This is a genomic window from Bacillus sp. T33-2, assembly GCF_002860205.1.
In the GTDB taxonomy this organism is placed as follows: domain Bacteria; phylum Bacillota; class Bacilli; order Bacillales; family Cytobacillaceae; genus T33-2.
Genome location: NZ_PGVB01000054.1, coordinates 1 through 12,329 on the forward strand (window position 1 = coordinate 1; position 12,329 = coordinate 12,329).

The window sequence follows — 12,329 nt, forward strand, 5'->3', positions numbered from 1 at the left end:
TGTTTCTTCCTGAAGTCGATTAGAGCCTTTGCTATTCGACCTTTTCAAGCAATTGTTTCTCCCCAAGTCGATTAGAGCCTTTCTATTGGACCTTTTCATGCAATTGTTTCTCCCTAAAGTTGATTAGAGCCTTTTTATTCCCATTAAATCGAAATCGTAGTTTGTTGCAACCCAACTCATTTACGTCTCTATCTACCATACACTTCTATAAAACTTGCTTCAAAAACCTCTGTGTCCGCTCATGCTTAGGATTGATAAAAATTTCCCCGGGATGTCCCTGTTCTACTATTTTTCCGTCTGCCAGCATCACAATCCGGTCCGCCACTTCCCTTGCAAATCCCATCTCATGTGTGACGATGACCATTGTCATGCCCTCATGAGCCAGATCTTTCATAACCTGCAGCACTTCCCCGACGAGTTCAGGATCCAGTGCAGAGGTAGGCTCGTCGAAAAGCATGACTTTAGGTTCCATCGCCAATGCCCTCGCAATGGCCACCCGCTGCTTTTGGCCGCCGGATAAATGATCCGGATAGTAGCCAGCCTTATCCTCCAGCCCCACTTTTTTAAGAAGATTCATAGCTTTTGCACTGGCATTTGCTTTCGATTCTTTTCGGACGAAGACTGGAGCTTCAATAATGTTTTCCAATACTGTTTTATGGGGAAACAAGTTAAAATGCTGGAACACCATCCCTACCTTTTCCCTTACCTTATTTAAATCTGTTTTAGCCGGAATGACCGTTTCTGAATCAATGATAATATCACCACATTCTGCCACCTCCAGGAAATTCAGACACCGAAGAAGCGTACTTTTCCCAGAACCACTGGCACCGATCAACACTACAACTTCTTTCTCGTTGACTTCCAGGTCAATACTCTTTAACACTTGAAGGTCACCGAAGGACTTTGATAGATTATTCACCGTTATCATGCCATCCTTGCCTCCTTCGGTCTGCTTACATCCATTTTCCTCTCTATTCCGTTGGCAAACCATGTAAAAATAAGAACGATAATCAAATAATAGAGTCCTACAACAAAATAGGTTTCGAACGGCATATAATTTTCCCCTTGCACAGTCAGAGCAGTACTGTATAAATCGGTTACAGCAATATAGGCAACTAACGATGAATCCTTTAATCCGATGATAAACTGGTTCGCAAGCGCCGGAATCGAACGTTTGAACGCCTGTGGAAAAATGATCCTTCTCATAGAAAGGGGATAAGACATGCCGAGAGACCTCGCCGCTTCAAGCTGGCCCCGGTCGATAGATTGCACGGCCCCCCTGAAAATTTCCGCTATATAGGCACCTGTGTGAATCCCTAATGCCAGCGCACCCGCAGTAAAGCTGTCGAGAGTCACGATATTCGCCAATCCATAGTATAAAAACATGATTTGCACAATCAAAGGTGTTCCGCGGATGATCCCAATATAAATGTCAGCAATCCTGTTAAGTATTTTATTGGAAGAGATCTTAAACCCTCCAAACACAAGCCCAATGATGGTTGCAAACAACAGTGATACCACTGTGATTGATATTGTCATCCATGAAGCCTTCAAGAAGGCTATTCCATGCTGGTCCAGGATATCGATGATATTTTGTAAAAAACTCATGCTACTATTAAAGCCTCCATAGAATAAAAGTGCGTGGTGTACGCACTTTTATTTCTGCAAAATATTTGTATGAATTATTTCTCCATTATATTTGTATTGAACCATTTCATGCTGATTTTTTCGTACGTTCCATCGTCAATCATCGATTGGATCGCCTCGTTTATTTTACCAGCAAGTTCTTTATTCCCTTCATTCACAGCCACACTCACACGGTCTTCGTTCAGCAGTTCACCAACCGCCTGAATCTGAAGGCCTTTTTCATTTTTAGCATTAACCCCTACGATTTTATCGGTGATAACCGCATCCAAACGTCCTAGGGCTAGATCCTGGAGTGCATTGATGTCTGTTGGATAGCCTTTAACATTGTCAGACAGCTCATCGGCCATGTCTTTCCACGTACTCGCCTGGATAACCCCAATGGTTTTGCCTTTTAAATCTTCTTTCGATTTGATCTCGGCATTGCCTTCCGCCACGAAGATCTGAGCTCCTGATAAATAGTAAGGATTAGTGAAGTCCACCTGCTTATCCCGCTCCGGTGTCGCTGTCATGCTGCCGATGATGGCATCATATTTTTTTGCTTTTAATCCTTGAATGATCGTTTCCCATTGATTTGTTACGGGGTTAGCTTTTAAGCCGATTCTTTTGGCAATTTCAGTTCCTATTTCAACGTCAAAGCCTGTCAGTTTGCCATCTTTCTTAAAGTTCAATGGCGGATACATTCCAGTCATGGAGAATGTCAATGAACCTTCCTTCACCAGATCCAATTTTTGTGTTGCAGCTTTTTCTGCTCCACCTGTTTCCTTGTTACCACATGCTGATAATACAATTAGCATCATGGCTGCTAATATCATTGCAAACTTTCTCATATGTATTTCCTCCCTGTTGAATAAAAAAACACCGCCCCAAATGAAACAGACGGTGTTTTATACACCCTCATCGATAAGCATTGGTGAAGATAGTTCTCCACAATTCGATTGAATTGTGACAGTTCTGCCCCTATTCGAGTACAGCCCCAGCCTTTTGGGAGAAAGTGATCCCAGACGCTTCGGCGATTTATCCTTTTTCCTATTTTCACAGATTTCACTTGATCTCCAATAGGATACTGATATAAACCGCGACCTCTACCCCATCTAATGCTTAAAAGATGAGGATTTTATATTCATTTTTTTATATGACAATATATATATTATAACCATGTTGTTTAATATTTGCCAATAGTATTTTTTTCGGTTGCCGAAGTTTTTTAACAATAACACTGAATTAGGTCCCCAAATGCCCTGAGCTTAAAGAATATGAAATTGAAACACTCTTCCAAGTCCTTTATACTCACTTGTCACACGCCAAAATTTATGCGGCTTTTATTGTAGTGATAAAAAGAAATGAACTGCATTTCATACTTCCTTCAAGGTATGTCCTTATTTAGTAAGTCAATCGAATTTTTTCAAGCAAACTTTTGTCCCAAAATTAGCTTCGTAAAGTTTTTCAAAAATCTCAATTCCTTGATAAAAGCTTTCATCATAGGTTCCATCGTCATTAACTGTCCAAGAGGTGGCCAGCACTGTGTGGCAATAGCCCCAGAGAAGAAGCCGCTCTTTATTGAGATTTAGTTCCTTTGTGAAAATTTCTGCCCGCTTTTCGATTACCTCGTACGCTCCTTCTCCTGGTTGCCTATTTAACATGTATTGCACTAAATCATACTCGATCTCACCGATTAAGCCCTTGGGATCAATTGCCCTCCATGTTCCCTCTCCTGATGCGAGCACGTTATAATGATGAAAATCACCATGAAGGAGGAAATTCTTTTCTGTTGTTTGATTCAAATATTTAAATATTCTGAATGCAATTTCCAATGTTTGTCGGGAAACAGGTCCAACTCCATCGGAATGTGTATCGACCAGCTTCTGGAGCTTGTCTTCCCTTGCTGTCACAGTAGGGAGTCTGGAATAAGCCGGTGCAGGAATGGTAAGATTTTTTATCACACCAGAAGCCAGCCGGCACGCCTCCTCGTCGTCTTGCACTTCTGCCAGGGTATATCCGGGTGAAAGTTTCTCCAGAATGATGATTCCATTTTCCTTATCGGAATCGATCAGCTGAACAATTCCTCTCTGTCTAAACAATTGTAATGCTTCCAGCTCATCAAGAAAACTTTCACCCGGGATGCAAATCTTCACAACTATCTCTGTCTTGTCTTCCATTATGGCAGGTGCTACATAATTAATGGAAAGGGAAGGAAAAGGTTCTTTTACCTGTATGGACCACTTTTGTTGACAGTAATGAATTAATTTTGGGAGGTTTTGTAACCATACTTCCCCGTTTTCTTTAAAATATTGACGCACCAAGGCAACAAAGCGTTTTTGCAGCTTCATGATTTTCTCCCCTATTAACACGCGTGATCAATAACGTTTAAACAATATTCAATCATTCTATATTTCGATTACATTCTATAAAATCCTTCACCTTGCGCTAAGCAAATCCATCGCAACCGCTAACTTCTTTTTATTGACCTTATCAGCAATCACCCCGGCAAAAGGATTAAGAATCACCATCGGAATAATCCCTAATATGAGCGTAACAGCAAAGCTGAACGCCGAATCTGTCAACTTTAACAAGTATAATCCCAATGCAAAACTATAAATGGCTGTTCCAAATACCGAAATGGTTTTTCCTGCAGAATAGAGGAACAGGTTTTTTATTTCTTGCGGGTTCCTCCCTTGCCCTGAAATCATTTGTAATGAATCCATTAATACACCGCCTCGCTTAACTTGTTATGCAATAAGTTTAAGCTGTCGGGTGAACCGAATATCAATAAGCAAATCCCTTAAATTTTTTGGCTGAAAATCAAAAAAGATGGGGTTAACCCCACCTTTTGCCGAAAAATGAATATGAATATATCTCTTCCCCTTCGACAAAGAAGTTCTCGTACCTTCCGCCCCTGTCGAAATGTTCTGAAGTTCTTCATCCAAGGGGATGTATTCCAAACTTTTGATATTTTCCTTGACTTTGCCGGCTCTAAAATTATCTTTAAATTCAGCTTCGATTTTGCTTTTCGTGCTGAAATTTTTAAAAGCAATGAACGATCCCAATAAATAACTGCCGGGTTTAAAAAGGGTGTCCAATTCATGAAGCAGAAACTCCTTATGTTCAAAGCTGTAGTTGCTTGTACCCGCCTGATCGATCACCACATCGACAGAGTAGTCCCGGAGAGGTATATGTAAAAAGTCAGCGCAAATAAAGAGAATGTTACTTTTGGAGCTGGTTCGCTCCAGTGCCTTTTTTAAAAACCGGTGCCGCTCAAGGTTCCGGTCAACGGCAATATATAAGCAGTCTTCCGGCAGCTCATGATAAAAGCTTCTCAGAAAGAAACCGACTCCCGATCCAAGTTCAAGCAACACCTTACCGTTTAAATCCAATTCAAATAGTTTCCGCTTTGCCCATGCCCCCCTTTATAGACATATTCCAAATAGGCTGGTTCAGTGATATGAATATAATCATGAACATATTCCTCCAGTGGAATTGGAGAGGCCGGCCTGAATGGCGTACCCACCTGTAAAATGCCAGATTCAATCAGGTACTCCTCCCCACAACCGCACTTCAGCTTCCCCTCGATAATCTGGTTTCTGTTAACCACGCCATCTTCAAGAATTAGCTTGCCGCTACATTTGATGCATTTCAGCATATCAATTTCATTAAAATTAATCCCCGTCATCAAGCCTGAACCTTCAGATTTTGCTGATAAACCATCCAGTTTCACCTGTAGCTTGTCCTTTATTGCTAATAAATCCTCTATTTCCTGTTCAACCTTGTAATATTTATCCATAAACAAAGATTGATAATACGCATCTTTTTCATAATCCGTAAATTGCCCAAAGTTTTTATAAAGGACAAACGTTTTAATCTCGTTTAAACTAAAGCCCATCCCTTTAAATTCCATAATAAGCTCTAAATCGCTTTGGCATCGTTCGTCAAAGAAGTAATGCCCGCCTCTCTTTTCAGGCACGACCAACCCCAGATCCATATAATGCCTGATCGTATCAATGCCGAATTTACCAATTCTCACCTTTATCACTGCCAGTTCTGAAATCATTGATAACTACTTCGCTGCTTACCGTACGAAGTCCTTCAAGTTTTAGTGCTCTATATCGTAAAATAAAAGAGGTTCAATTTTCCATGGGTATCGTTTTGCTGAAGTATTTATTTACCAATTTCCACTTAAATTAGTTGACGAAATTTTACAAATATTAAGCCTGAAAAAGAAAAAATAGAATAAGTTTTATATTTATATACGTATTTGCTTCCGATCTGGAAAGTGAAACAATAGGCAAAGTGTTAATAGCAGGTACAGTAGGTATTGGTATAAAGTTTCTTCTAGAACTATCATTTTTCAATCGATGGGAAGAGGAACAAATAAATAAAAATAAATAGAATTGTTAGTTTTCATTTTGTACTTGAGGAATTGTTAACTATGTAGTCAAATAATGCCCTCTGTTTTAGGGTGGGCATTATTTGACGCTTATTACCATATAATATTCGCGTTTATTCCTCGCCCAATTGCTTTTCTAAGTGACAGACCCATTTATAATAAACCAATAAAATTTATAATATTTATTGGATTTCGTAATACCAGGGTTATTTCAAACTGCTCTTCAGGAATGCTTTCGTCCGTTCAGATTTTGGGTTCGTAAATATTTCAGCCGGGTTGCCCGTTTCGATAATCTCGCCGTTGTCCATGAAAACGACCCGGTTCGCCACCTCCTGGGCGAATCCCATCTCATGTGTCACCACGATCATTGTCATATGCTCTTCTGCAAGTTGTTTTATTACTCTCAGTACCTCGCCAGTCAATTCAGGATCCAAAGCGGAAGTGGGCTCATCAAACAACAAGATATCCGGGTTCATCATCAGTGCCCGGGCAATCGCCACTCTTTGCTTTTGGCCGCCGGAAATATTTGCAGGGTACGCATCCGCCCATTTAGCCAATCCAATTTTCTCCAACAGTTCAGTACTTCGCCGGTGAATTGCAGCTGGTGGCTCCTTCTTAACCATTCTGGGAGCGAGTTCGAGATTTTCTTTTACCGTCAGATGCGGGAAAAGATTAAAATGCTGAAAAACCATCCCCATCCTGGAAGTTATCCTTTTGATGTCTTTAGGATTGGAGTAAACCCCATCATTGACCAAATAATCCCCGGCAACACGGATACTGCCGCCATCTACTTCTTCGAGATGGACAAGGCTTCGCAGCATTGTGCTTTTCCCGGATCCGGACGAACCGATCACCGCGACCACATCGTTTTTATTTACATCAAAAGATATATTTTTTAATACATCCATTTTGCCAAATGATTTTTTCAGGTTGGAAACTTCAATGACCGCCATGCTCACCACTCCTTCCTATTCAAATTTAAACCGGCGTTCAAGCCATTTAAAAAGTATGGTTAATAACACTGTCATGATAAGATAGATGATCCCCGCAATGAAAAATGGCAGGATCGTGAAATCACGGTTCACCGCAGTTTGGGCATAGTGCAATAATTCCGGTACAGCAACCGCATATAGCAGAGCAGTATCCTTGACCAATGTCACAGATTCGTTTGCAACAGACGGAAGTGCGACACGGAACATTTGCGGAAGTATGACGCGCGAAGTGGTCTGCCATTTGTTTAACCCAAGCACTTGCGAAGCCTCATATTGGCCCTTATCTATGGCAAGAAGACCGCCGCGGAAGATCTCCGCGAAGTAAGCAGCATAATTCAAAATAAAGCCCAGACATGCAGCGACGAAGCGATCCAGCACCAAATATTCCCCCACGACAGGTATCATCGGCAGCCCGAAGCAAATAAACAATAGCTGCAGCAAGAGCGGTGTTCCACGCATTACAAGAATATACGTTTGCGCAACCCTTGATAGCGGCTTGAAACTGCTTCTTACAGCCATGGTTAGTACAAAGCCCAGTGGAATAGACACCACAATGGAGATTAAAAACAGAAGGACGGTCATCTGCGCGCCTTCCAGCATCGGCATAAGAATGGACTTAATGTAATCGAGAGACATAAAAAGCACTCCTCCAAAAAACAAAACAGGTTTCCCTAGGAAATCCTGTTTCGATGTAATTCGTAATTACTTCAATACTTTATCTTCACCAAACCACTTGGTGGAGATTTCAGCCGCAGTGCCATCTTCATTGATTTCATCCAGCGCTTTTTGCAGCTTATCCAGCAATTCCTCGTTCCCTTTTTTCACGCCTATTCCATATTCTTCAGGCGCAAGAGACTCATCGAGTACTTTAAAACTTTCTTTCTCTTTCGTCATGTAATAATTGATGACAATCTCATCAATGACGACCGCATCCAGCCGGCCGCTCTTCAAGTCATTCAACGCCAGTACATTATCAGCAAACTCTGTGACTTCTTTAAGTTTAGGTTTAATTGGACTTGCATTCAAGGCATCTGCTGCAGAAGAAAACGATTGAAGTCCGACAACTTTGCCTTCTAAATCCGCAAGTTTAGTAATGTTTGAATCAGCCTTAGTCACAACAACCTGTGCATTTTTTAAATAAGGCTTTGTAAAGAGAACCTTTTCTTTACGCTCATCAGTAATGGTGTAGCCGTTCCAGATGAGGTCGATCCGTCCGCTGCTCAGCTCGGATTCTTTTGTTTTCCAGTCGATCGGCTGGAACTTAACCGTTGTGCCCATTTTTTTGGCAGCTGCTTTTGCATAGTCAATGTCAAAACCAACGATTTCATTCTTCTCATCGCGGAACCCCATAGGTGCAAACTTATCATCTATCCCGATCACAAGCGTATCTTCTTTTGCCTGTTCTTTATCTTTAGCTGCTGTGTTGGAGCACCCCATAAGGAGAGAGAAGGCTGCTGCCATGACAACTAAAATAGTTATTAATCGTTTCATAATTGAATAAAACCACCTTTAACGCTTTAGTATATTAGAGAAATAAAATATCATACCATTAAATTACCACAAAACGAAAAAAAGTCAACGGATTTTTTAATATATTAGCAGACTAAAGTGTTTCAGGTTGTCAAGCCTACAAATATGCTCTCTATCCATGAAAAAACACGCTATTTCCATTTAGCGTGCTGTTCATGTTTCAAGCATATTTGACAGGTTACTGATCTGTTTTTTTGAAAATGAATGAAAGCAGGATAAGAATCCCTACCGTCCCAAGACATACAAATGTGCCAATTACATTGTTTGGATTAAAAATAAATGCAAAGAAGATCAGGGCCAACGCTACAATTGCAACGCCCGTCACGAATGGATGCCCTTTGACCGTGAATGCCGGCCGGCTTTCGTATCGAGGGCGAAGCTTCAACTGTGCTGAACAAATGCTCAGCCATATTAATATGACTGTAAAACCGGGAATGGACATCAGATAGCCGATCACCTGGTCTGGTGTCATGTAAGCTAGGAATGCACCAATTAAAATACTTATTGTCGTGATCGCAATGCCATTCAACGGTATTCCGTTATTCGTTGTTTTTGCAAATGCCCGTGGTGCTTCACCGCTTTGCGCCATCGCGTACAATGTCCTTGATGTGGCATAGATCCCTGAATTCGCCGCCGAAAGTACTGCAGTGACCAGGACGAAATTCATTATATGAGCCGCTCCGGGAATCCCCGCCATATCAAATACCTGAACGAACGGGCTGTTGTCTGATGAAACTTGGTTCCACGGTATAATTCCACAAATGATAAGGATCGGAATCACATAAAAAATGATCACTCGCCAAACCGTTCCAAAAATCACTTTCGGCAACACTTGCTTCGCATTTTTTGTCTCAGTGACTGCGACCCCGATCAATTCAGCCCCGCCATAAGAAAACATGACGACCAGAAACGCACTGATGACTCCGCCGATGCCATTCGGGAAAAAGCCGCCATGCGCGGTATAGTTCGAGACCGGATCCTCGATTGAACTAGGGAAAATGCCAAACAGGATCAAAAGCCCTAAGGCAATAAAGAGTATTAAAGCCAGGATTTTAATTCCCGCAAACCAAAATTCCATTTCCCCATAATGTTTTACTTGGAATAAATTGATTCCGACTATCAATGCCGCGCACAGCAAGCTTAAAATCCATAATGGGGCTGTGGGAAACCAATATTGCAAAAAACTTGCCGCCGCTATCAGTTCCACAATCGTCACAAGAATCCAATTGATCCAATAGAGCCACCCGACTATGAAGGAGGTCTGGAACCCGAAGGCTTTATGCACAAGGCGCTGCACATTTAAATTCGGGTAAACAGTAGCCATCTCTCCCAATGCCGACATAACAATAAATAGTAAAAGCCCGCCTATCAAATAGGCAACCACAACACTTGGTCCTGCAATATTCAATGTTTCGGCGCTGCCTTTAAAAATGCCAGTCCCAATCATGCCTGCCAGTGCAATAAACTGGACGTGTCTCGGCAATAGGCCTTTTTTTAAATCCTGTTTATGTGTTTCCATTTGTTTCTTACCTCTCCGTTCTTAACAAGCTGTAACGCCTGAAATAAATGCAATAATCATCGCTAACCACCATGGGTGAGATCATGTTTATTACCTGATAAATAGTGGTTCAGTGGTATGTCCGATTTATACCTGATTAATCATGTCCATAAAACCTCACTGTGTATTAGTAGAAAAACAGCTTACTCAGAAAACTGTTCTACTTAAACGCTTTTAAGCTTTTGTGTGTTAAAATATCATTATATTAATATATCATTATCGAATGAATTGTCAACTGGGAAAATGATTCATCCACATCTATCCGAAAAAACGATACATAGCTTTCATCTAGTATTCTGTCAATCAATGCCTTCCTTGGAGCGTATTTTTGTTCCCTCTCCTCAGAACTGTTTGATTCCAATAAGAAAAAACCTTATTCTATTTGAACAAGGCTTTTGATTGTATGATAGTAGTATTCATTTCTTTTTTTGTTTCCAATTATACAAGAGCGAAGCAAACAGGTTAGCCCCTAAAAACAATGGATTGCCTTGCGCATTAACATGTAGCTCTTGTGATTCGAAACTCATTTTGTCATAGTATTCTTCCTGCGTTACACCTAGTTCCCTTTGGCGCTTCGTGTTTTCTTTAAGTTGAGAAATATATCTATACTGTATAGGTAATAGAATCAATGATAACAAGATATACGCCCCGATGATCCCCAATGTAGCATATAAACCCATTTTTCATTCCCCCCCAGCTTGAGTTTTTCAAAAACCCACAAACACTTCCTGTTCCACCTCTATATACGGATGAATGCAATTTCGGTTTCATTTTTTTTCCAAATTATCAGCCCGACTGCGTTTACAAAAAGAGCCGACACGGCCCTTAGACTAAATTAACGAAAATCCTGTCTTGTCAGTAAAAAATCATACAAATTTTGATTCCTTGTTCATCCTTGTAGCTTGACGGTTATGAAAATCCAACCTCTCTTTGCAAATAAGGCCTCAAAGGGCCTATAAATGTGAAAAAATGGCGCGGTGCACTGATCAAGGTCAATCCAAAATTCTCTACACAGGATTGTTCCTGTTGGGGCAACCGGGTAAGGAAGCTCTCTCAATCCGCACCCATATTTGCACAAAATGCGGCACAGTTTCTTGACAGCGACTATAATGCAAGCCTGAACATTCTGCAAAAAGCGTTGGAAGAATTACTTGTTGCACACTGACAATCAATGACTGTAGGGCAAGGTTGTGTCCGAACAGGATAATCTACCCCTATGAAGATTGTGCAGGCATATTGGGCTACCCTCTATCCAACGGTCAATGAAGCAGGAACCCCCGAGGGATCATTCACTGTTGGCTCAAATAGATTTGATATGCCCGATATGACTTGAATGTGGCTAGAAGTAACGTACCGACAAACACTGTGAAAAAACTGATCAACATGAAGATGCCTGAAAGAAAACCACAACATAACATTATTAATCCTCCAATAAACAGAGGATATGAAAATGGCCGTATTACAGTATTCCATAATTGGTTAGTTGAATTCATAAGTTGTGAGGAATTTTCGTTTAGTTCGAGTTGGAATCTAGGAAGGGTGTTGGCCGTGGTAATGAGCACTATTCCCATGCTTATTGGAATTAATTTAAGCAAATCGAAGTCATTGCCAGCCGACACAAGAAGAACGCCACAATGAAGGATAAATAGAATGGAATTGAGAGATAAAAAGATACTATCGAAGCCATTCGTATATCGAGAGTAGACACCTTGTAGTTTCCTTAATCTTGGGAGTGTAAAGAAATTAATGTTGATCATAACCATTGTTAGTGGAATAACAATAAGGATTGCTGTACTGGAGCCATATTTAGCCTCATCAATACTGATATTTGAAGCATAAAAATACATACTCACTCCGAAAGATAAAATAGTTAAACAACTGATGATGATCTTTTTGATCACGTATTCTCCTCCTTTAAATTAAACTGAATAACCCACTTCACAACATCCTGAAAAACAGTTGAATTTAGAGAATAATAAATATACTGTCCCTTTTTTAAGGCATACACTAAATCAGCATTTTTCAACACCGATAGATGCTGTGAAATCCCCGGCTTACTCATATCAAAATGGTTAGCAATTTCTCCGGCAGTCATATCTCCTGCCCTTAACAGGTCTAATATTTTCCTTCTATTCTCATCGGATAGAGCTTTAAATAACTGATTAATCGACAAACAATTTTTACTCCTTTCCGTTTAAGTAATTACTTAATTACTTAAATT

12 protein-coding genes, 2 pseudogenes and 1 riboswitch are annotated in these 12,329 nt (G+C 40.6%); of the genes and pseudogenes, 1 reads left to right on the forward strand and 13 read right to left on the reverse strand.

Annotation, left to right across the window (positions count from 1 at the left end):
* Positions 1–205: 205 nt before the first annotated feature.
* The 11 genes and pseudogenes from CVD19_RS23220 to CVD19_RS23270 form a co-directional block, all read right to left on the reverse strand.
* The gene (locus CVD19_RS23220) at positions 206–928 is read right to left on the reverse strand and encodes an amino acid ABC transporter ATP-binding protein (protein WP_101585559.1); all 723 of its coding nucleotides are present in this window, start codon (positions 926–928) and stop codon (positions 206–208) included.
* A complete protein-coding gene (locus CVD19_RS23225) occupies positions 925–1,608 on the reverse strand; it encodes an amino acid ABC transporter permease (RefSeq protein WP_101585560.1) in 684 nt (227 codons plus the stop codon). The genes CVD19_RS23220 and CVD19_RS23225 overlap by 4 nt, the downstream gene beginning before the upstream one ends.
* Positions 1,609–1,682: 74 nt before the next feature.
* Positions 1,683–2,474, reverse strand: a complete 792-nt coding sequence (locus CVD19_RS23230) for an ABC transporter substrate-binding protein (RefSeq protein WP_101585561.1) — start codon at positions 2,472–2,474, stop codon at positions 1,683–1,685.
* Positions 2,475–2,556: 82 nt separating this feature from the next.
* Positions 2,557–2,740, reverse strand: a riboswitch (Lysine riboswitch).
* Positions 2,741–3,035: 295 nt separating this feature from the next.
* A complete protein-coding gene (locus CVD19_RS23235) occupies positions 3,036–3,974 on the reverse strand; it encodes an aminoglycoside phosphotransferase family protein (RefSeq protein WP_101585562.1) in 939 nt (312 codons plus the stop codon).
* Between the two features lie 96 nt (positions 3,975–4,070).
* Positions 4,071–4,349 (reverse strand): annotated as a pseudogene (locus CVD19_RS23240) (MFS transporter); the annotation flags it as partial.
* A 112-nt stretch (positions 4,350–4,461) separates the two neighbouring features.
* Positions 4,462–5,665 (reverse strand): annotated as a pseudogene (locus tag CVD19_RS23245) (methyltransferase domain-containing protein).
* Between the two features lie 569 nt (positions 5,666–6,234).
* A complete protein-coding gene (locus CVD19_RS23250) occupies positions 6,235–6,981 on the reverse strand; it encodes an amino acid ABC transporter ATP-binding protein (protein ID WP_101585563.1) in 747 nt (248 codons plus the stop codon).
* Positions 6,982–6,996: 15 nt separating this feature from the next.
* On the reverse strand, positions 6,997–7,656 hold the full coding sequence (locus CVD19_RS23255) for an amino acid ABC transporter permease (protein WP_101585564.1): 660 nt from the start codon (positions 7,654–7,656) through the stop codon (positions 6,997–6,999).
* Between the two features lie 66 nt (positions 7,657–7,722).
* The gene (locus tag CVD19_RS23260) at positions 7,723–8,511 is read right to left on the reverse strand and encodes an amino acid ABC transporter substrate-binding protein (RefSeq protein ID WP_180953766.1); all 789 of its coding nucleotides are present in this window, start codon (positions 8,509–8,511) and stop codon (positions 7,723–7,725) included.
* A 217-nt stretch (positions 8,512–8,728) separates the two neighbouring features.
* On the reverse strand, positions 8,729–10,069 hold the full coding sequence (locus CVD19_RS23265; protein ID WP_101585566.1) for an amino acid permease: 1,341 nt from the start codon (positions 10,067–10,069) through the stop codon (positions 8,729–8,731).
* A 455-nt stretch (positions 10,070–10,524) separates the two neighbouring features.
* Positions 10,525–10,788 (reverse strand): DUF3949 domain-containing protein, encoded by a 264-nt coding sequence (locus CVD19_RS23270; RefSeq protein WP_101585567.1) that lies wholly within the window; start codon positions 10,786–10,788, stop codon positions 10,525–10,527.
* A gap of 281 nt (positions 10,789–11,069) precedes the next feature.
* Here CVD19_RS23270 and CVD19_RS23275 point away from each other — a divergent pair, with 281 nt between their 5' ends.
* On the forward strand, positions 11,070–11,273 hold the full coding sequence (locus CVD19_RS23275; RefSeq protein WP_180953767.1) for a zinc ribbon domain-containing protein: 204 nt from the start codon (positions 11,070–11,072) through the stop codon (positions 11,271–11,273).
* Positions 11,274–11,397: 124 nt separating this feature from the next.
* Here CVD19_RS23275 and CVD19_RS23280 read toward each other — a convergent pair whose 3' ends face one another.
* Both CVD19_RS23280 and CVD19_RS23285 read right to left on the reverse strand, forming a co-directional pair.
* A complete protein-coding gene (locus CVD19_RS23280; protein WP_101585569.1) occupies positions 11,398–12,009 on the reverse strand; it encodes a hypothetical protein in 612 nt (203 codons plus the stop codon).
* Positions 12,006–12,281 (reverse strand): autorepressor SdpR family transcription factor, encoded by a 276-nt coding sequence (locus tag CVD19_RS23285; protein WP_101585570.1) that lies wholly within the window; start codon positions 12,279–12,281, stop codon positions 12,006–12,008. Before CVD19_RS23285 ends, CVD19_RS23280 begins: the two co-directional genes overlap by 4 nt.
* Positions 12,282–12,329: the final 48 nt, after the last annotated feature.

Bases quoted from the DNA above. Each gene is read 5' to 3' on its own strand.
- CVD19_RS23220 (WP_101585559.1), bottom strand. From the start codon at position 928: ATGATAACGGTGAATAATCTATCAAAGTCCTTCGGTGACCTTCAAGTG.
- CVD19_RS23225 (WP_101585560.1), bottom strand. From the start codon at position 1,608: ATGAGTTTTTTACAAAATATCATCGATATCCTGGACCAGCATGGAATA.
- CVD19_RS23230 (WP_101585561.1), bottom strand. From the start codon at position 2,474: ATGAGAAAGTTTGCAATGATATTAGCAGCCATGATGCTAATTGTATTA.
- CVD19_RS23235 (WP_101585562.1), bottom strand. From the start codon at position 3,974: ATGAAGCTGCAAAAACGCTTTGTTGCCTTGGTGCGTCAATATTTTAAA.
- CVD19_RS23250 (WP_101585563.1), bottom strand. From the start codon at position 6,981: ATGGCGGTCATTGAAGTTTCCAACCTGAAAAAATCATTTGGCAAAATG.
- CVD19_RS23255 (WP_101585564.1), bottom strand. From the start codon at position 7,656: ATGTCTCTCGATTACATTAAGTCCATTCTTATGCCGATGCTGGAAGGC.
- CVD19_RS23260 (WP_180953766.1), bottom strand. From the start codon at position 8,511: ATGAAACGATTAATAACTATTTTAGTTGTCATGGCAGCAGCCTTCTCT.
- CVD19_RS23265 (WP_101585566.1), bottom strand. From the start codon at position 10,069: ATGGAAACACATAAACAGGATTTAAAAAAAGGCCTATTGCCGAGACAC.
- CVD19_RS23270 (WP_101585567.1), bottom strand. From the start codon at position 10,788: ATGGGTTTATATGCTACATTGGGGATCATCGGGGCGTATATCTTGTTA.